Source organism: Kitasatospora sp. NA04385, assembly GCF_013364235.1.
In the GTDB taxonomy this organism is placed as follows: domain Bacteria; phylum Actinomycetota; class Actinomycetes; order Streptomycetales; family Streptomycetaceae; genus Kitasatospora.
This window is the reverse complement of the sequence record NZ_CP054919.1, coordinates 3228482-3247673: the sequence shown is the minus strand read 5'-3', so window position 1 is coordinate 3247673 and position 19192 is coordinate 3228482. Positions and strand designations below refer to the sequence as shown.

Sequence of the window (19192 nt, the reverse complement as noted above, 5' to 3'; positions counted from 1 at the left end):
CACCCACGCACCACGAAGCCGCGAGGAGGGCCGCACCATGGAGTGCGACGAGGTCATCATGACCGTCCGAATCACCGCAGCGGAACGCACGCTGCTGCGACGGCTCGCCCAGGGCCACCACAGCGACGTCTCCGAAGTCGTCGCCGACGGGCTGCTGGACGTCCTGCCCACCCTGCACTGCCCGGCGGACGCCCACCGGCTGCTCGCCGCCATCACCACGCCCGCGCCCTGCGCGCTCACCGTCTGGCTCCCCACCGAGCTGGCCGACCTGCTCACCATCGCCACCGCGCGGATCGCCCAGTCCACCGGCGTCCGCCTCGGCTCCTCCTGCATCATGCTCGGAGCCGCGGTGCGCCTCTGGCTGGCCCAGGACCCGCAGCGGCTGGCCGCCAACCTCACCACCATGCACGCCGGCCGTCCTGCCGCCCTGGCCGCCGCGTAGCGGCCCGGGGAGCAACGACGGCGGGGCCCGGAGCGAAGGTTCGCTCCGGGCCCCGTTCCGTCGGCTACGCGGCCTGCTGCCAGCTGACGGGGGAGAAGTACGCCGGACGGCGCTCGATGCGCGACCAGGTGGCGACCGGCTCGACCACCGGTGCGGCCGAGGTGGCGGCGGCCACCGCGGCCCGGGCGGCCAGGACCGCGGTCAGCGCGGCCATTTCCTCGGCGGTCAGCGAGCCGCGGACGATGCGGACGAGAGGTTCGTTCATGGTTCCGTTCTCCCCCAAGCTTGAGTCTGAAAGGTTTCGGCGAGCTCGACCGCTGGTTACATCGGCGGGTTGCCGTGTTTGCGGCTGGGCAGGTCGGCGTGCTTGGTGCGGAGCATGGCGAGTGCGTGGGCGAGGACGGCTCGGGTTTCGCTGGGGTCGATGACGTCGTCGACGAGGCCGCGTTCGGCCGCGTAGTACGGGTGCATCAGTTCGTTCTTGTATTCCTTGATCTTCTGGGCGCGCATGTCGTCGGGGTTGTCGGCGGTGTTGATGTCGCGGCGGAAGATGACGTTGGCGGCGCCTTCGGCGCCCATGACGGCGATCTCGTTGGTGGGCCAGGCGTAGGAGAGGTCGGCGCCGATGGAGCGGGAGTCCATGACGATGTAGGCGCCGCCGTAGGCCTTGCGGAGGATGAGCTGGATGCGGGGGACGGTGGCGTTGCAGTAGGCGTAGAGGAGTTTGGCGCCGTGGCGGATGATGCCGTCGTGTTCCTGGTCGACGCCGGGCAGGAAGCCGGGGACGTCGAGCATGGTGACCAGGGGGATGTTGAAGGCGTCGCACATCTGGACGAAGCGGGCGGCCTTCTCGGAGGCGTTGATGTCCAGGACGCCGGCCAGGGACTGGGGCTGGTTGGCGATGAGTCCCACGACGTGGCCGTCGATGCGGGCGAGGGCGCAGATGACGTTGGTGGCCCAGCGTTCGTGGACTTCGAGGAACTCGCCGTGGTCGACGATCTCCTCGATGACCTTGCGCATGTCGTAGGGGCGGTTGCCGTCGGCGGGGACGAGGTCGAGGAGGGTGTCGTTGCGGCGCTCGACGGGGTCGTCGGCGGCGACGACGGGGGGCATCTCGCGGTTGTTCTGCGGGAGGAGGGAGAGCAGGTAGCGGACTTCCTCGATGCAGGATTGTTCGTCGTCGTAGGCGAAGTGGGAGACGCCGGAGACGGCGGAGTGGACGTCGGCGCCGCCGAGGCCGTTCTGGGTGATCTTCTCGCCGGTGACGGCCTGGACGACGTCGGGGCCGGTGATGAACATCTGCGAGGTCTCGCGGACCATGAACACGAAGTCGGTCAGCGCGGGGCTGTAGGCGGCGCCGCCGGCGCAGGGGCCGAGCATCACGGAGATCTGCGGGATGACACCGCTCGCGCGGGTGTTGCGCTGGAAGATGCCGCCGTAGCCGGCCAGCGCGGTGACGCCCTCCTGGATGCGGGCGCCGGCGCCGTCGTTCAGCGACACCAGCGGCGCACCCGCCGCGATGGCCATGTCCATGATCTTGTGGATCTTCTGCGCGTGCGCCTCACCCAGCGCACCGCCGAAGATCCGGAAATCGTGCGCATAGGTGAACACCGTGCGCCCGTGCACCGTGCCCCACCCCACGATCACACCGTCGGTGTGCGGCTTCTTCCCCTCCAGACCGAAACCCTGCGCCCGGTGACGCCGCAACGGCTCCACCTCGTGGAACGAACCCTCGTCCAACAGCAGATCGATCCGCTCCCGCGCAGTCAGCTTCCCCTTGGCGTGCTGCGCCTCGGTGGCCTGCTCGCTCGGCCCGCGGCGGACCTGCTCACGCAGCTCGTGCAACTCGGCGACCCGACTACGGGCATCGGCCGGAGCCTCGCCGCCGACCGGCGCATCGTGCAGGACCGTCATCTCGAACCACTCCAAGCTCGCGTGGGGCAGCGAACACCTCTACTGCTACGACAGTACGAGTCAGTGCGCCCGGCTTTCGGCATCGAATCCGTACAAGGTCGGGCGCCGATCGCTGTACAGGCTCGACATAGGGGGGCGCACGGGCCCGCCGCCGGGCCGTTCCGGGCGGGGGTCCGGGCGCCCCCCGGCCGGGGGGTGGTGGAGCGGTCGAACCGGCAGGTCAGCGGCGGGGCGGGGGGTGCACGGAGGCCGCCGGTCCAGGGTGCGCGGGAAGGGGCGCACACGGGCCGGCGGCCGGGTGTCCGGGGCCGCGGTCCGGTCCGGATGGTAGGGATGCGCCAAAAGGCGTGATCAGCCCCGGGGACGGTCCCCGTCCCCGGGGAGGTCGTCGCCCCGGCGCAGGTCGTCCTCGCGGCGGCGCAGGTCCGCCTCCCACTGCTTGAGCATGTCCTCGTGCGCGTCGTCGCCGCGCTTCAGCGAGGCCAGGAACTCCGGGTCGTCGTCCGGGGCGAGCGGGCGCCCGTCGGCCCGGTACCCGGGGCGCGGGGCGGCCGGGCCGGACGGCCGGAACGGCCCGCGGCGGGCGCCGGTGCGGTCGCGCCCGGCCACCAGCCAGGCGATCGAGCCGACCAGCGGGAAGAACAGCACGACGATCACCCAGCCGACCTTCGGCAGGTGGCGGACCTCGTCCTCGGGGGTGGTCAGGCAGTCGATGAACGCCCATACCCACAGGGCCAGCAGCGCCACCACGGGCACGACTCTCAGCACAGCGCGGACTCCGGTGAAGGTTCGAACAGGACCCTTGGCGGGCTCAGGGTAGCCCGTACCGGATACTGACAGGTATGGCATACGACGATCTCCGTTCCTTCCTCCGGGCGCTGGAGCGGGAGGGCGACCTCAAACGGATCAAGGTCGAGGTCGACCCCTACCTGGAGGTCGGCGAGATCGTCGACCGGGTGCAGAAGGCCAAGGGCCCCGCGCTGCTGTTCGAGAACGTCAAGGGCTCGGCGATGCCGCTGGCCATGAACGTCTTCGGCACCGAGCGGCGGCTGTCCAAGGCGCTCGGCCTGAAGTCGCCCGACGACATCGCCGAGAAGATCGGCGGCCTGCTCAAGCCCGAGCTGCCGCAGGGCTTCACCGGCTTCCGGGAGGCGTTCGGCAAGCTCGCCTCGATGGCGCACGTCCCGCCGCGGAACGTGAAGTCCGCCGACGCGCCCGTCCACGAGGTGGTGCTCACCGGCGAGGACGTCGACCTGGAGGCGCTGCCCGCGCTGTTCACCTGGCCGCTGGACGGCGGCTCCTTCTTCAACCTCGGGCTGACCCACACCAAGGACCCGGACTCCGGCGTCCGCAACCTCGGCCTGTACCGGCTCCAGCGGCACGACAGGCGCACCATCGGCATGCACTGGCAGATCCACAAGGACAGCCGCAACCACGCCGCGGTGGCCGCCAAGCGCGGCGAGAGGCTGCCCGTCGCGATCGCCTTCGGCTGCCCGCCCGCCGTCACCTACGCCGCCACCGCGCCGCTGCCCGGCGACATCGACGAGTACCTGTTCGCCGGGTTCGTCGCGGGGGAGCGGGTCCGGATGGTCGACTGCAAGACCGTCCCGCTCCAGGTCCCGGCGGACGCCGAGGTGGTGCTGGAGGGCTGGCTGGAGCCCGGCGAGCTGCTCCCCGAGGGCCCGTTCGGCGACCACACCGGCTTCTACACCCCGCAGGAGCCGTTCCCGGCGCTGACCATTGACTGCGTCACGATGCGCCGCCGCCCGCTGCTGCAGTCCATCGTGGTCGGCCGGCCGCCCACCGAGGACGGGCCGCTGGGCAAGTTCACCGAGCGCTTCTTCCTGCCGCTGCTCAAGGTGATCATCCCGGACATCGTCGACTACGACCTGCCCGAGGCGGGCGGCTTCCACAACTGCGTGATCGTCTCGATCGACAAGAAGTACCCCAAGCACGCGCAGAAGGTCATGCACGCCATCTGGGGCGCCCACATGATGTCGCTGACCAAGCTGATCGTCGTGGTGGACGCCGACTGCGACGTGCACGACTACCAGGAGGTCGCCTGGCGGGCCCTGGGCAACGTCGACTACAGCCGGGACCTGTCGGTCGTCGAGGGCCCGGTCGACCACCTCGACCACGCCTCCTACCAGCAGTTCTGGGGCGGCAAGGCGGGCATCGACGCCACCCGCAAGCTCCCCGAGGAGGGCTACACCCGCGACGGCGGCTGGCCCGAGATGGTCGCCTCCGACCCGGAGACCGCGGCCCGGGTCACCCGCCGCTGGAAGGAGTACGGACTGTGATGACCACCGCTGAGGCGTTCGAGACGCAGCCCAGCAAGACCCGGGCCTTCCTGCGCCTGGTCGCGATCGAGCACTCGGTCTTCGCGCTGCCCTTCGCCTACATCGCCGCGCTCACCGCGATGTTCCTCGCCGACAAGTCGGTGCACTGGCGCGAACTGCTGCTGGTCACGGTCTGCATGGTCGGCCTGCGCACCTTCGCGATGGCCGCCAACCGGATCATCGACCGCGAGATCGACGCCCGGAACCCGCGCACCGCGGGCCGCGAGCTGGTCACCGGCGCGGTCTCGGTGCGCACCGCGTACATCGGCTCGGCGATCGCGCTGGTGGTCTTCCTCGGCTCGGCGGCGCTGCTCAACACGCTCTGCCTGCTGCTCGCCCCGGTCGCCGTCGTCCCGATGGTGGTCTACCCGTACGGCAAGCGGTTCACCGACTTCCCGCAGGCCATCCTGGGCCTGGCCCAGGCGATGGGCCCGATCGGCGCCTGGCTGGCCGTCACCGGCAGCTGGTCCTGGGAGGCGGCGGTGCTCGGCCTCGCGGTGGGCATCTGGATCGGCGGCTTCGACCTGATCTACGCCTGCCAGGACGTCGCGGCCGACCGCGGCACGGGCGTGCGCTCCGTCCCGGCCCGGTTCGGCGTCCCCGCCGCGATCACCGGCGCCCGGGTCTGCCACGCCCTCACCACCGCCCTGCTGGCCTGGTACGCGGTGCTCACCGACGCGGGCGCGTTCTTCTGGTGCGGGCTCGCGGTGGTGGCGGGGGCGTTCGTCTACGAGCACACCATCGTCAAGCCGCACGACCTGTCCCGGCTGAACCGGGCGTTCTTCTCCACCAACGGGTTCGTCGGCATCTCGCTGTTCGTCTTCGCCCTGATCGACCTGGTCAACCGCGGCCTGACGGTCTGACGGCGAAGATAGAGCACCGCCAGGGGCTCGGGGAACGGCGAGCCCGGGTCTGCTGACGGTGCACTGCCGTGGCGCGCATCGGCTTCGGGTTCTGTTCAAGACCCGCAGCAGCACGGACACTTCGATGGGCTCCGGCCGCCAGCAGCACGGACTCGCCGTTCCCCGAGCCCCTACGCCCCCTCCAGGGCGAGTCGCGCGTACGCCCGGACGTCCGCGTCGCCGTCCGCCAGCCGTTCCCGCAGCGCGGTGGCGACGTCCGCCCGCGCGGCCCCCGCCGCCATCGCCCGGACGGCGGCCTTGCGGACGTCCCCGTTCTCGTCCCCGGCCAGGGCCGTCAGCACGTTCCAGCGTCCGGCCGCGCCCAGTGCGGCGGCCGCCGCCTTCCGGACCTGCCAGGCGGCGTCCGCCCGTTCCGCCAGGTCCGCGAGGAGGGCCGGCCCGCCCAGGCCCGCGGCGCCGGTGAACGCCCCGGCGCGCACCAGCGGGTCGGGGTCCTCGGCCAGCACCGCCAGCACCCGGGCCGAGGAGGCCTCGCCGATCACCCCGAGCCCCTCGCCGACCGCGACCCGCACCTCCCGCGCGGTGTCGGCCGCCCCGGCGGCCAGCGCGTCCGCCGCGTCCAGCGAGACCAGCCCCCGGACGGCCTGCAGCCGCACCGGGACCTCCGGGTCGCGCAGTCCGGCCGCGAACAGCGCCACCGACCCGCCGCGCAGCACCCGGGCGAGTTCCAGGACGCCCGCCCGCACCACCGGGTCGGGGGAGCCGGCCGCTCCGGCCAGGTCGGCCCCCAGCGCGGGGTCGAGCACCTCCACCAGTTCGCGCAGGCCCGCGACGGCCGCGCCGCGGACCCGCCCGTCCGGGTCGCCGAGCGCGGCGGCCAGCGCGCGGCCGGTGCCGTCCGGGTGTGCTCGGTGAGCGCGGCGACGGCGGCCAGCCGGACGTCCGGGTCGCGGTCGGCCAGGTAGCCGACGACCGCGTCGCCCTCCGCCCGCAGCACCTCCAGCACCCGGCCCTGCGGCCGCGCCGCCGCGGAGGCCGCCGCCCCGCCCGCCGCCGAGGCGCTCACCCCGGTGCGCCCGACCGCCATCGCCTCGACGGGGCCGAGCAGTTCGACCTCGCCGCCGGGGGGTTCCAGCCCGTCCACCGGGACGAGGTAGGGCGCGACCGGCCGGGTCAGGAACTCCATCTCCCCGTCGGCCCGCTTGCGCAGGTTGAGGTGCCGGAACCAGGCGGCGTCGTCCTGCCCGGGCCGGTCCAGGCGCTGGTGGTAGAGCCCCCAGCGGGACTCCTCGCGGGCGAGCGAGGCGCGCGCCGCCATCTCCGCGCAGTCCCGGATGAAGTCGACCTCGACCGCCCGCATCAGCTCGTGCGGGGTGCGGGCGCCGATCGAGGCGACCTCGCCGCGCATCCGCTCGAAGTGGTCGAGCGCGACGGAGAGCCGGGCGCCGGTCTTCGGCGGGGCGACGTAGTCGTTGACGAAGCGCCGCAGCTTGTACTCGACCTGCTGCTGCGGCGGCCCGTCGGGGTGCTCCAGCGCCCGGTAGACCAGCCGGTGCGCGTCGGCGACCTGGTCCGCGGGCAACTCGGCCCGCACCTCGGGGAGTTGCGAGACCGCGTGCGTCCCGGCCAGCTCGCCGAAGACGAACGCCCCGATCATGTAGTTGTGCGGCACGCAGGCGAGGTCCCCGGCCGCGTACAGCCCGGGCACCGTGGTCGCGGCGTTTTCGTCGACCCAGACGCCGCTGGCGCTGTGGCCGCCGCACAGGCCGATCTCGGAGATGTGCATCTCGACGTCGTGGGTGCGGTAGTCGTGGCCGCGCCCGGCGTGGAAGGTGCCCCGGCTGGGGCGCTCGGTGGTGTGCAGGATGGACTCCAGCGCCTGCACGGTCTCCTCCGGCAGGTGGGTGGTGCGCAGGTACACCGGCCCGCGGTCGGAGGCGAGTTCGACCGCGAACTCGGCCATCATCTGCCCGGACCAGTAGTCGGAGTCGACGAACCGCTCGCCGTGCCGGTTCACCTGGTACCCGCCGAACGGGTTGGCGACGTACGCGCAGGCGGGGCCGTTGTAGTCCTTGATCAGCGGGTTGATCTGGAAGCACTCGATGCCGGACAGCTCCGCGCCCGCGTGGTACGCCATCGCGTAGCCGTCGCCCGCGTTGGTCGGGTTCTCGTAGGTGCCGTACAGGTAGCCGCTGGAGGGCAGCCCGAGCCGCCCGCACGGCCCGGTGGCCAGCACCACCGCACCGGCCGAGACCAGCACGAACTCGCCGCTGCGGGTGTCGAACCCGGCCGCGCCGACCGCCCGGCCGCCCTCGGTGAGCACCCGCACCGGCATCACCCGGTTCTCGATGGTGACCCTCTCGCGCATCCGGCGCTCGCGCAGGACGCGGTACAGCACCTTCTTGACGTCCTTGCCCTCGGGCATCGGCAGCACGTACGAACCCGAGCGGTGCACCTGCCGCACCGCGTACTCGCCGTGCTCGTCCTTCTCGAACTTCACGCCGTAGCGCTCCAGCCGCTGCACCATGGCGAAGCCGCGCCGGGCGGTCTGCCGCACCGTCGCCTGGTTGACGATGCCGTCGTTGGCGCGGGTGATCTCGGCGACGTACGCGTCCGGGTCGGCCCGGCCGGGGACGATCGCGTTGTTGACGCCGTCCATGCCCATCGCGAGCGCCCCGGAGTGGCGCACGTGCGCCTTCTCCAGCAGCAGGACGCGTGCCCCGGCCTCGGCGGCGGCGATCGCGGCCATCGAGCCGGCGGTGCCACCGCCGACCACCAGGACGTCGCACTCCAGCCGGCGCGCCTGGCTGATCTCGGGTGTGCGCATCTGCGGTGCCTCTCAGGGGGGTTCGGGTGTGCGGGGTTCAGGCGTACTGGGTGAGGAGCAGCGCCCGCAGCGCGCTCCGGTCGGCCGCCGGGTCGCGCGGCGCGGGCACCTCGTGCAGGGCGGCCAGGGTGCCGCCGGAGAGCACGGCGACCCGGTCGCCGAGCAGCAGCGCCTCGTCCACGTCGTGGGTGACGAAGACGACCGTGCAGCGCTCCTTCTCCCAGACGGCGAGCAGGAGTTGCTGCATCGCGGCGCGGGTCTGCGGGTCGAGCGCGCCGAACGGCTCGTCCATCAGCACGGCCCGCGGCGCGCCGGCCAGCGCCCGGGCCAGCTGCACGCGCTGGCGCTGCCCGCCGGACAACTCCCTCGGCAGTCGGTCGCCGTGGCCGTCCAGGCCGACCCGCTCCAGCCAGTCGGCGACCGGGGCGCGCCGCTCGGCGCGCTTCAACCCGGCGATGGCCAGCGGCAGTTCGACGTTGCGGCGGACGGTCCGCCAGGGCAGCAGGCCGTCCTCCTGGAACACCAGCGCCCGGTCGGCGCCGGGGCCGGTCAACGGCCGCCCGCCGGCCAGCAGTTCGCCGCCGCTGGGCGGCAGCAGCCCGGCCAGCGCCCGCAGCAGGGTGGACTTGCCGCAGCCGGACGGGCCGAGCACGGTCAGCACCTCGCCCGGCGCCACGTCCAGCTCGACGTCGCGCAGCACCGGCCGCCCCCGGTGGCCGACGCTCAGGCCGCGCGCGGTCAGTCGCAGGCTCATGCCCCCACCCCCGCCGGGACGGCGGCGGGCAGCCAGCGGGTCAGCCGCCGCCCGAGCAGTTCGACCGCGCCGGAGGTGGCCCAGCCGAGCAGCCCGATGGTGACCATGCCGACGAACACCCCCGGGTAGTCCAGCACGGTGTACGCGGACCAGGTGCGGTAGCCGACGCCGTACTGGCCGGAGACCATCTCGGCGGAGATCACGCAGATCCAGGAGACGCCCAGGCCGACCGAGAGCCCGCCGACCACCCCGGGCAGCGCGCCCGGCAGCACCACGCCGAACAGCACCCGCCCGGTCCCGCCGCCCATCGTGCGCACCGCCTCCTCCCAGCGCGGCGGCACCGCCCGCACCGCGTGCCGGGTGGCCACGGTGATCGGGAAGAACGCGGCGGCGCAGGTGATGAAGACGATGCCCTGCTCGTTCTCCGGGAACAGCATGATCGCCACCGGGACGAGCGCGATCGCCGGGATCGGCCGGACGAGCTCCAGCACCGGGCCGATCAGGTCGGCGGCGGTGCGCGAGCGGGCGGTCAGCACCCCGGCGCCGACGCCGAGCAGCGCGGCCAGCGCGAAGCCGGTGCAGATCCGCCGCAGGCTCTCGGCCAGGTCCTGCCAGTACGCGGCGGTGCCGAGTTGCGCCCGCAGCGCGTCGGCGACCTCCAGCACCGTCGGCAGGTGGTCGAAGCGCACCCAGGCCTCCACCTTCAGCGCGGTGAGCAGCTGCCACAGCCCGAGGAAGCCGAGCAGCGCCGCCGCCCGCAGCAGCCTGCGCCGCGCGGTCACGCGGCGTCCAGCGCTTGCCGGTAGGTCAGCGCGGTCGCGGACGGGTGGGCGGCCAGGTAGGCCTTGGCGCCGTCCTCGGTGGTGAAGGGCTTGAACGCGTCGCCGTCCCGGACCCACCAGTCCTGGTCGGCGAACCAGCGGGTGCCGGTGGCCGCGTCGGGCACGTACGCGGCCCGCAGCTTCCCGGCGCCCGCGGCCGCACCGGCCTTCACGGCCCTGAGCAGGCAGGTCGGGTCGGCGGCCGGGCGGGTGGCCTGCTCGCCCTCGTACCAGAGCTCGCCGGCCAGCGCCGGGTCGGTGACCGGCCGCCCGCAGACCGGGTCGGTGCCGGTGATCCGGGCGGGTTCGCCGTCGGTGACGCCGGCGTCCCGCAGGTAGGACGGGTCGGTGAAGCGGTCCAGGTCGAGCGCCTTGAGCACGCCGACCGAGGCCAGGAACGGGACGTCGGTGCGCATCGCGTCCAGCAGTCGCGGGTCGAGCGCGGTGGCGAAGGTGGCGATGCCGTCGGGGCCGTTGTAGAGGTACACCACCTCGGGCGGCAGGCCGGTGGCCTCGGCGACGGTCTGCGCGGCGGCCAGCGGGTGCTGGTTGAGGTCGCGGGTGGCGGCGTCCTGGGCGCGCAGGAAGGCCCGGACGACGGCGGGGTGCGCGGTGCCGAACTTCTGCCGCACCACCACGCCGTGCAGGGTGGGCCGGCCGAGCGCCGAGCCGTCGTACAGCAGCCGCCCGTCCCCGGCGAACACCACCGCGGCCGGCCAGGCCACGAACTGGGCCAGCGCGTCCACGCTGTGCGCCTTCAGCGCGGAGGCGCCGACGGCGGGCTGCTGGTTCTGCTTCTGGATGTCGGACTCGGCGACCCCGGCCCTGGCGAGGGCCTGCACCAGGGTGCCGTCGGAGGCCGAGCCGACCGAGCTGGAGACCTTCTTGCCCTTCAGGTCGGCCAGCGTGTGCGCGGGCGAGTCCTTCGGCACCACCACCGAGTTGAGCCCGCCGAGCAGGTTGTACCCGGTCACCGAGACCAGCCGGGTGCCGGGGCCGCCGGCCGCCTGGGCGCGCGAGCCGTTGATCAGCAGCGGGTAGTCGCCCATCGAGCCGATGTCGATCTTGTCGGCGAGCATCTGCGCGGTGATCGGGGCGCCCGCGTCGTAGTCCTGCCAGACCACCCGGTAGTGCCGGCCGTCCTGCCGGCCCAGCTCGGCGAGCTGCTGCTCGAAGTAGCCGCGGGCCCGCAGCAGCGTTCCGGCGGTGACGGTGTTGATGGTCTTCGACTGGTAGCCGACCACCACCTCGACGGTCTTCGGGTCGCCGTCCGAGGAGCACCCGGCGGCCCCCGCGACCAGGGCCGCGGCTATCGCGACGGCGCCCAACTTGCTTGCTGCACGAGACATCTGACGCATCCTCAGCGAATCAGGTAGGGCATGTTGACGGTGACCGCCCCGGTGGGGCAGCGGGCGGCGCAGGGGCCGCAGTACCAGCACTCGTCCACGTGCATGTACGCGGTGCCGTCCTGTTCGTCGATCGCCAGCGAGTCCAGCGGGCACATGTCGACGCACAGGGTGCAGCCGGCGATGCACAGCGAGGCGTCGATGGTCACGGGCACGTCGGTGCGGTGCTCGGCGAGCGCCATCGGTCCAACTCCAGGGTGAGGAAGGTCGGTTCGGGTTTCGGGTGGCGAAGGGTCAGGCCAGGTCGCGGAGCAGCCGGCCGCGCATGGCCAGCCGGTCGCCGCGGAAGCGCACGTACTCCAGGTCCACCGGCCGGCCGTCGGCCAGCGTGGTGAGCCGTTCCAGCATCAACAGGGCCGCACCGCGCGGGACTTCGAGCACCGCGGCGGAGTGCGCGTCGGCGTTGACGGCCTCCAGGGTGATGTCGGCGGCGCCCAGCGGCTGCCCGGCGGCCTCCTCGATCAGCCGGAACACGTCCCGGTGGGCGAGGTCGGCCGGCTCCAGCAGCGCGCCGATGTCCGGCGCCAGGTAGGTCAGGTCCAGCGACAGCGGCAGCCCGTTCAACCGGCGCAGCCGCTCCACGTACACCACGTCCGCGCCGTCCGGCAGGCCGAACCGGCGGGCCACCGCCCCCGGTGCCCGGACCGGCCCGAACGAGCGGACCTCGTTGACCACCTCGCCGTGCTCGTGCAGGGTCTCGGCCAGGCCCTCCAGCCGGTTCAGCCCGTGCGGCACCTTCTCCGCCGCCACCAGCGTCCCCGACCCGGGCACCCGGCGCACCAGCCCCTCCCCGCGCAGCAGGTCCAGCGCCTGCCGCACGGTGTTCCGGGACGCCCCGAACTCCTGCGCCAGCGCGTCCTCGTGGGGCAGCGGGCCGGTCCCGAACGCCTCGCTCAGCACCTGCTGCCGCAGCACGTCCGCGACCTGCCGGGCCCGGTCGGCCCGCGGCCGCCTGGCCGCGCCGCCGCGGTGGTCGCGCACGGTGTTCTCGCTGGTCATCGGGTCTGCTCCGGCCCTCGGTTGCGCTGTCGGCGGCAACCCTAGGGCCGGGCGGCCCCGGTTTTCGTTGCCGCACCATTACGCCACCTGACGCCCCGTCGGGACCGCCCCCCACCTGCGCGGACGCCGCTCCCGCCGGATGAACCGCCACCCGCCGCGCCGATGCGCCATGCTGGAGGGCGGAGGCCACCGCGAGCGGAACGGGGAACCCGATGATCGGCACACTGCAGTGCGTGGTGCTGGACTGCCACTACCCGGCGGGCCTGGCCCAGTTCTACGCCGCCCTGCTCGGCGGCGAGGCGGACCGCCCCGACCCGCGCTGGTCGCTCGACGAGGCGTGGTCCACCGTCCACCTGCCCGACGGCCGGGTGCTCGGCTTCCAGCGGGTCGAGGACTACCGCCCGCCGATCTGGCCCGACCCGGCCCACCCGCAGCAGCTCCACCTCGACGTCGACGTCGCCGACCTCGCCGCCGCCGAGGCCGAGGCGACCGCCCTGGGCGCCGAGCTCAAGGCCCGGCACGAGGGCTGGACGGTGCTCACCGACCCGGCCGGCCACCCGTTCTGCCTGGTCCCGCACCGCCCGGCCTGAGGCTCACGCCAGCGCCAGCGCGTCCCCGACCCGCAGCCGCCCCGGCCGGGACACCGTCGCCAGCGCCCCCAGCTCGCCGTCCCGCTCGTGGACGACGGTCTTCAGGATCTCCGGCGCGTGCGGCAGCCCCGGCTGCGCCGCCCCCGCCATCGCGCACCGGACGCTGGAGCGGACGAACGCCAGCCGCGCCCCGCCCTTCACCCGGCCCTCCCGGCCGAACCAGCCGTCCTCGGTGAACGGCGGCGTCCCCGGCGGGGTGCGCAGCAGCACGTTCGGCCGGAACCGGCGCTCGTCCACCACCGCGGACGGCACCGCCTGCGCCACCCAGTCCAGCGTCGCCGTGGTCAGCACGCTCACCGGCAGCTCGTCGAAGTGCGAGACCGCGTCCTCCAGGGCCAGCGCGACGTCCTCCTGCTCCAGGTAGGCGCGCAGGAAGGCGTCCGGGTCGGGCACCGGCATCCCCAGCGGGTCGAACAGCTCCGGGCCGTCGATCCGCGCGCCCAGCCGGGAGCTCAGCCGCAGCAGGCCGTCCATCCGGCGGAAGCGCCGGGTGTTCTTCCCCGAGCCGAACCGCCCGGCCCCGTCGCGCACCGCGTACAGGCGGTCGCCGACCAGGCCGCGCTCCTCCACCTCGACGGAGTCGAGCAACTCGCCCCCCGTGGACTTCACGGGGTAGCGCCACAAGCGCTCGACCACACCGACGATCTCAGGCATGGCGGGAGCCTAGCGGGGCGCTCCCGGGCTGGTCTAGACCAAGTCGCCGGTGCGAGGGGGCCGTTGGGAGCGCCCGCTCACCCGATCCGCGCCACCGCCCGCACCGGCGCCCCGTCCGCCGCCGTCAACCGCAGCGGGAACAGCGAGACCTCCACCGGCACCCCCGCCTCCTGCGCCGCCAGCAGCGCCGACAGGTCGGTCAGGTTCTCCGCGATCACCCCGCCGCCCTCCGGCCCCAGCAGCACCCGGTGCGCCGCCAGCGTCGCCTGCTCCGGCTCCGGGTCGTGCTCGTCCGCCAACTCGGCCAGCAGGCTGGCCACTCCGGGGTCCGAGGGCCCCGGATCCGGCGTCGGGTCCACCGACAGCGCGTCGATCCCCACCGTCCGGACGCCCGCCGCGACGACGGCCCGGGCCGCGGCCTCGGTCAGGTACGGGTGCGCGAAGTACCGGTCCGTCCCCCAGTACCGCGGCCACCCCGTCGCCAGCAGCAGCACCGTCCCCGGCCCCGAGACCGCGAGCGCCCCCGCCAGGTGCTCCGGCGTCACCTCGCCCCGGGCCGGCAGCCCCCGCAGGTCCACCACCACCGCGGGCCCGGTGAACAGCTCCAGCGGCAGCCCGTCCAGCGTCGGCCACCGCACGTCCAGGTGGTACGGCGCGTCCACGTGCGTCCCCGTCTGCGACCCCAGGTGCACCGCCAGCACGTTCACCCCCTCGCCCTCCACCGTCAGAGCCGCCCGCAGCTCCACCCCCGGGTCCCCCGGATACACCGGCATCCCGGACACCACCGGGTGCGTCAGATCCACCAACTCGGCTGCCATGCACCCATTCTGTCCCCGCCGGCGGCCCGCCGTTCCCCGAGCCCCCGGTTCCGCGCCCCACAATGGGAATCATGAGCACCACCCGCAAGCCCTGGGTCGTCGGCGTCTCCGGCGCCAGCGGCACCCCCTACGCCGCCTCGGTGATCCGCGCGCTGCTGGCCGCCGGCGAGGCCGTCGACCTGATCGTCAGCCGGGCCGCCCGCCTGACCATCCTGGACGAGACCGGCGTCTCCTTCCGCGACGCGCACTGGCGCGCCGACCTCGCCGCCTGGCTCGGCACGGACGAGGCCGACCTGCACGACGTCCGCCACTGGCCCGCCGGGGACTTCGCGGCCGGCCCGTCCTCCGGCTCGTACCCGGCCAAGGGCATGCTGGTCGTCCCGGCGACCACCGGCGCCGCGGCCGGCATCGCGCTGGGCCTGTCCAAGGACCTGCTGCAGCGCACCGCCGCGGTCACCCTCAAGGAGCGCCGCCCGCTGGTCCTGTGCCTGCGCGAGACCCCGCTGACCGGCAGCACGCTGCGCCACCTGGTGGCGCTCGACGAGCAGGGCGCGGTGGTCCTCCCGGCGTCCCCCGGCTTCTACGCGGGCGGCTCGACGGCCCGCGAACTGGTGGACTTCGTGGCCGGCCGGGTGCTGGACGCCGTCGCCGTCCCGCACGCGCTGTACCGCCGCTGGTCGGGCACCCTCGGCGAGGCCGCGAGCACCCCCGCGGGAAGTCCGGAAACCGCCCCGCGCCGGGGCGAGTGAGCGGACACGTTACGGGAGAGTATGTTCTCTGGGATACCCGGGTTGATCGGCGCGCGGCGCCTTGGATTCCGGATAATGATCTGTGGTTCTGGTGAGGTTCGGAAGGACGCGGCAGGCAATGGACTCTGTGGACAGACAGCTCATCCAGGCACTCCGGGAGAACGGCCGGGCCTCGTACGCCGAGCTGGGCCGCCTGGTGGGCCTGTCCGGGCCGAGCGTGACGGACCGGATCAACCGTCTGGAGCAGGCGGGCGTGATCACCGGGTACCGGGCGACGGTCAACCCGGCGACGCTCGGCTACGGGGTGACGGCGCTGATCGGCCTGCAGCTCACCGACGCGGCCGACCACGACGACGTCTCGCACCGGCTGAAGGACCTCCCCGAGGTGGAGGACTGCTGGTTCATCGCGGGCGACGACTCGTACATGCTGAAGGTCCGGGTGCCGGACGTGGAGGGCCTGGAGTCGGTGGTCAAGCGGCTGTCCGGCACCAAGGGGGTGGCGCGCACCCGCACCACCGTGGTGCTCTCCACCAAGTGGGAGAACCGGGTCAGCGAACTCCCGCTCCACCTCGCCGAATAACCCCTCCGGAGGGAGCGCCGCCATGGCCCTGGTCGACCTGGAAGACCTGCGCGCCGCCCAGCGCCGGATCGCCGGCACGGCGGTGCGCACCCCGCTGCTGCCCTGCCCGTGGGCGGCGGACGGCGGGCGGCGGCTCTGGCTGAAGCCGGAGAGCCTCCAGCCGACCGGGGCGTTCAAGATCCGCGGGGCGATGAACCGGCTGGCCGCGCTCACCGAGGAGGAGCGGGCCAGGGGAGTGGTGGCCCAGTCCAGCGGCAACCACGCCCAGGCGGTGGCGTACGCCGCCTCGCGGCTCGGCGTCAAGGCGGTGATCGTGATGCCGGACACCTCGCCCGCCGTGAAGATCGAGAACACCCGCGCGTTCGGCGCCGAGGTGGTGATCGTCACCGCCGAGGAGCGCGACACCGTCCCGGCCGAGCTGGCCGCCGCGCACGGCTACGTCTGGGTGCCGCCGTACGACGACCCGTACATCGTGGCGGGCCAGGGCACGGTCGGCCTGGAGATCGCCGAGGACGCCCCGGACGAGCTGGACACCGTGCTGGTGCCGGTCTCCGGCGGCGGCCTGATCTCCGGGACGGCCGCCGCGCTCAAGCTGGCCTGCCCGGGCGTCCGGGTGGTCGGCGTGGAGCCGGAGCTCGCGGCGGACGCGCAGCAGAGCCTGCGCTCGGGCGTGCGCACCGCCTGGCCGGTCGCCGACACCTACCGGACGATCGCGGACGGCCTGCGCACTCCGTCGGTGGGCGTCCTGCCGTTCGAGCACATCACCGCCTACGTGGACGACATCGTCACCGTCTCCGAGGACGAGATCCGGGCCACCGTCGCCCTGCTGGCCCGCCGCGGCCGCCTGGTCGCCGAGCCCTCCGGCGCGGTCGCCCCCGCGGCCTACTTCCACCGCCCCGGCGAGCTGCGCGGGAGGGTGTTCGCGGCGGTCGTCAGCGGGGGGAACCTCGACCCCGCCCTGCTGGCCGATCTGCTGGCTACCTAGGCGTAGTCTCGGTCCCGGCAACGAATCGAAGTCGCAAGGAGGCGGAGCGCCGCATGGACGCAGGGCTCAAGCGCGAGCTGGAGGCGAAGGTCTACGCCGGTGAGCGGCTGACCCGCGAGGACGGGATCGCGCTCTACGCGAGCGACGACCTGGCCTGGCTGGGCGGCCTGGCGCACCACGTGCGGACGCGGAAGAACGGCGACGTCGTCCACTTCAACGTCAACCGCCACCTGAACATGACCAACGTGTGCAGCGCCTCCTGCGCGTACTGCTCGTTCCAGCGCAAGCCGGGCGAGAAGGACGCGTACACGATGCGGATCGAGGAGGCCGTCCGGCTCGCCAAGGCGATGGAGTCGGAGTCGCTGACCGAGCTGCACATCGTCAACGGCCTGCACCCGACCCTGCCGTGGCGCTACTACCCGCGCTCCCTCAAGGAGCTGAAGGCCGCGCTGCCGAACGTCTCGCTGAAGGCGTTCACCGCCACCGAGATCCACTGGTTCGAGCGGATCAGCGGCCTGAGCGCGAGCGAGATCCTGGACGAGCTGATCGACGCCGGCCTGGAGTCGCTGACCGGCGGCGGCGCGGAGATCTTCGACTGGGAGGTCCGCCAGCACATCGTCGACCACGACACCCACTGGGAGGACTGGTCGCGGATCCACCGCCTGGCGCACGAGAAGGGCCTCAAGACCCCGGCCACCATGCTGTACGGCCACATCGAGGAGCCCCGCCACCGGGTCGACCACGTGCTGCGGCTGCGCGAGCTGCAGGACGAGACCGGCGGCTTCCAGGTCTTCATCCCGCTGCGCTACCAGCACGACTTCCACGACTCCAAGGACGGCAAGGTCCGCAACCGGCTGATGGCGCGCACCGAGATGGCCACCGGCGCCGAGGCGCTGAAGACCTTCGCGGTGTCCCGCCTGCTGTTCGACAACGTCCCGCACGTCAAGGTGTTCTGGGTGATGCACGGCGTCACCACCGCGCAGCTGGCGCTCAGCCACGGCGCGGACGACATGGACGGCTCGGTGGTCGAGTACAAGATCACCCACGACGCGGACAACTTCGGCACCCCCAACAAGCTGGGCCGCGACGACCTGCTCCAGCTGATCCGGGACGCCGGCTTCCGCCCGGTCGAGCGCAACACCCGCTACGAGGTCATCCGCGAGTACGACGGACCGGACCTGACGCGCCGGGAGACCCCGCAGGCGATGCGCCTCTGACCCCCCGTTCGGACCACGCGCCCGGTGACCGGTTTCCGGCCACCGGGCGCGCTGCGCTCCCGCGGGGCGCACGGGACGAAGACGCACCCCCGGGGCATCCGGGAACGCGGAGAAACGTTTCCCGAGCGCGTATGCTCACAGGCTCATCACACGGCCCGGGTTCCACCTCGTCCCCGCGGTCTGGGAGGATCGTCCGCATGTCCGGTTCCCATCGCGTCTCCTCGCACCGCCGCCCGGCCCCCGCGCCGACCGACCGGAGCGAGGCCGAGCAGCCCCAGGGCCGAGCCGCCACCCGCCGCAGCCGCCGCAAGCCGAAGCCGCGCCGGGCCCGCAAGTTCACCGTCGGCACCGCCACCCTGCTGGCCCTCGCGGCCGGCTGGTTCACCGTCGGCCCGGGCCGGACCTTCCAGGGCGAGGTGGCCAGCGCGGCCCCCGACCGCGAGCCCGAGGTGGTCCCGATGCAGGCCTCCGACGCCGGGCAGCACACCGAGGCCCCCGCCGCCGACCGCTCCGACCGGGACCGGATCACCACCATCCCGGGCATCGGCGCCGACTGGATGGCCAAGGTCCCCGCCGAGACCCGCCAGCTGCTGGTCGCCAGCGGCCAGGGCAAGGACTCCTCGGACAACACCGTCACGCTGTGGACCCGCGGCGCGGACGGCAGCTGGCAGGCGGGCCAGGCCTGGCCCGCCCACAACGCCTACAAGGGCTGGACCACCGACCACAGCTCCGGCGACCTGCGCAGCCCGATCGGCCTGTTCTCGCTCACCGACGCCGGCGGCCGCAAGGCCGACCCGGGCTCCAAGCTGCCGTACGACCACAACAAGAACTTCGTGATGTCCGGGCGCGGGTTCAACAACGAGCCGCTGGCCGGCTCCTTCGACTACGTGATCGCGATCAACTACAACCGGGCCGAGGGCAAGTCCCCGCTCGACACCACCTACCCGGAGGGCGCGGCCAAGGGCGGCGGCATCTGGCTGCACCTCGACCACGGCGGCCCCACCCACGGCTGCGTCTCGCTCACCGAGGACCACATGGTCGAGCTGATCAAGACCCTGGACCCGGCGCAGCACCCGATGATCATGATGGGCGACGCCCAGTCGCTGGCCGCCTGAGCACCCGGCGGTTGTGAGGGACCTACAGCATCGGGCACCCGATCCTGTGTCGGGCCGTC

19 protein-coding genes and 1 pseudogene are annotated in these 19192 nt (G+C 73.5%); 9 read left to right on the top strand and 11 right to left on the bottom strand.

The features are described 5' to 3' along the window. The first annotated feature begins 37 nt into the window (after positions 1-37). Positions 38-442 carry a hypothetical protein gene (locus HUT16_RS14250; RefSeq protein WP_033213895.1) on the top strand — a complete coding sequence of 135 codons (405 nt, stop codon included), beginning with the start codon at positions 38-40 and terminating at the stop codon, positions 440-442. A 64-nt stretch (positions 443-506) separates the two neighbouring features. On the opposite strand, the gene HUT16_RS14245 is transcribed toward HUT16_RS14250, so the two are convergent. From HUT16_RS14245 to HUT16_RS14235, 3 genes are all read right to left on the bottom strand, one after another. After that, positions 507-707, bottom strand: a complete 201-nt coding sequence (locus HUT16_RS14245; protein ID WP_176188555.1) for an acyl-CoA carboxylase epsilon subunit — start codon at positions 705-707, stop codon at positions 507-509. Between the two features lie 56 nt (positions 708-763). Beyond that, entirely contained in the window at positions 764-2356 is a 1593-nt protein-coding gene (locus HUT16_RS14240) for an acyl-CoA carboxylase subunit beta (RefSeq protein WP_176188554.1), read from the bottom strand. 351 nt (positions 2357-2707) lie between these two features. Next, complete coding sequence (locus HUT16_RS14235; protein WP_176188553.1) at positions 2708-3124, bottom strand: PLD nuclease N-terminal domain-containing protein; 417 nt, start codon at positions 3122-3124, stop codon at positions 2708-2710. A 74-nt stretch (positions 3125-3198) separates the two neighbouring features. On the opposite strand from HUT16_RS14235, the gene HUT16_RS14230 reads away from it, so the two are divergent. Both HUT16_RS14230 and mqnP read left to right on the top strand, forming a co-directional pair. Then, positions 3199-4656: a menaquinone biosynthesis decarboxylase gene (locus tag HUT16_RS14230; protein ID WP_176188552.1), complete on the top strand. Its 1458-nt coding sequence runs from the start codon at positions 3199-3201 to the stop codon at positions 4654-4656. Beyond that, positions 4656-5558, top strand: coding sequence for a menaquinone biosynthesis prenyltransferase MqnP (gene mqnP, locus HUT16_RS14225; protein ID WP_176188551.1), 903 nt, complete (start codon positions 4656-4658; stop codon positions 5556-5558). The genes HUT16_RS14230 and mqnP overlap by 1 nt, the downstream gene beginning before the upstream one ends. Positions 5559-5728: 170 nt before the next feature. Here the strand turns inward: mqnP and HUT16_RS14220 are convergent. From HUT16_RS14220 to HUT16_RS14195, 6 genes and pseudogenes are all read right to left on the bottom strand, one after another. Next, positions 5729-8385: pseudogene (locus HUT16_RS14220) on the bottom strand (fumarate reductase/succinate dehydrogenase flavoprotein subunit). Between the two features lie 37 nt (positions 8386-8422). Then, positions 8423-9139, bottom strand: coding sequence for an ABC transporter ATP-binding protein (locus tag HUT16_RS14215; RefSeq protein WP_176188550.1), 717 nt, complete (start codon positions 9137-9139; stop codon positions 8423-8425). Further along, positions 9136-9921 carry an ABC transporter permease gene (locus HUT16_RS14210; protein ID WP_176188549.1) on the bottom strand — a complete coding sequence of 262 codons (786 nt, stop codon included), beginning with the start codon at positions 9919-9921 and terminating at the stop codon, positions 9136-9138. The genes HUT16_RS14215 and HUT16_RS14210 overlap by 4 nt, the downstream gene beginning before the upstream one ends. Then, positions 9918-11309 (bottom strand): ABC transporter substrate-binding protein, encoded by a 1392-nt coding sequence (locus HUT16_RS14205; RefSeq protein WP_176188548.1) that lies wholly within the window; start codon positions 11307-11309, stop codon positions 9918-9920. The genes HUT16_RS14210 and HUT16_RS14205 overlap by 4 nt, the downstream gene beginning before the upstream one ends. 11 nt (positions 11310-11320) lie before the next feature. Then, a complete protein-coding gene (locus HUT16_RS14200) occupies positions 11321-11548 on the bottom strand; it encodes a ferredoxin family protein (RefSeq protein ID WP_030904666.1) in 228 nt (75 codons plus the stop codon). Positions 11549-11600: 52 nt separating this feature from the next. Continuing rightward, positions 11601-12365, bottom strand: coding sequence for a GntR family transcriptional regulator (locus HUT16_RS14195; RefSeq protein WP_176188547.1), 765 nt, complete (start codon positions 12363-12365; stop codon positions 11601-11603). A gap of 212 nt (positions 12366-12577) precedes the next feature. Between HUT16_RS14195 and HUT16_RS14190 the strand changes: the two genes are divergently transcribed. After that, positions 12578-12955, top strand: a complete 378-nt coding sequence (locus HUT16_RS14190) for a VOC family protein (RefSeq protein ID WP_176188546.1) — start codon at positions 12578-12580, stop codon at positions 12953-12955. Positions 12956-12958: 3 nt separating this feature from the next. Here the strand turns inward: HUT16_RS14190 and HUT16_RS14185 are convergent, their stop codons facing one another. Together HUT16_RS14185 and HUT16_RS14180 are read right to left on the bottom strand one after the other, a co-directional pair. Continuing rightward, entirely contained in the window at positions 12959-13669 is a 711-nt protein-coding gene (locus HUT16_RS14185; RefSeq protein ID WP_176188545.1) for an MOSC domain-containing protein, read from the bottom strand. 77 nt (positions 13670-13746) lie between these two features. Further along, entirely contained in the window at positions 13747-14487 is a 741-nt protein-coding gene (locus HUT16_RS14180; protein WP_176188544.1) for a cyclase family protein, read from the bottom strand. A gap of 71 nt (positions 14488-14558) precedes the next feature. On the opposite strand from HUT16_RS14180, the gene HUT16_RS14175 reads away from it, so the two are divergent. The 5 genes from HUT16_RS14175 (at position 14559) to HUT16_RS14155 (ending at position 19133) form a co-directional block, all read left to right on the top strand. Beyond that, the gene (locus HUT16_RS14175) at positions 14559-15236 is read left to right on the top strand and encodes a UbiX family flavin prenyltransferase (protein WP_176188543.1); all 678 of its coding nucleotides are present in this window, start codon (positions 14559-14561) and stop codon (positions 15234-15236) included. A 118-nt stretch (positions 15237-15354) separates the two neighbouring features. Continuing rightward, positions 15355-15816 carry an Lrp/AsnC family transcriptional regulator gene (locus tag HUT16_RS14170; protein ID WP_030462120.1) on the top strand — a complete coding sequence of 154 codons (462 nt, stop codon included), beginning with the start codon at positions 15355-15357 and terminating at the stop codon, positions 15814-15816. A gap of 22 nt (positions 15817-15838) precedes the next feature. Then, the gene (locus HUT16_RS14165; protein WP_176188542.1) at positions 15839-16801 is read left to right on the top strand and encodes a threonine/serine dehydratase; all 963 of its coding nucleotides are present in this window, start codon (positions 15839-15841) and stop codon (positions 16799-16801) included. A 53-nt stretch (positions 16802-16854) separates the two neighbouring features. Next, on the top strand, positions 16855-18018 hold the full coding sequence (gene mqnE, locus HUT16_RS14160) for an aminofutalosine synthase MqnE (RefSeq protein ID WP_176188541.1): 1164 nt from the start codon (positions 16855-16857) through the stop codon (positions 18016-18018). Positions 18019-18215: 197 nt separating this feature from the next. Then, complete coding sequence (locus tag HUT16_RS14155) at positions 18216-19133, top strand: L,D-transpeptidase family protein (RefSeq protein WP_254897801.1); 918 nt, start codon at positions 18216-18218, stop codon at positions 19131-19133. The last annotated feature ends 59 nt before the right edge of the window (positions 19134-19192 follow it).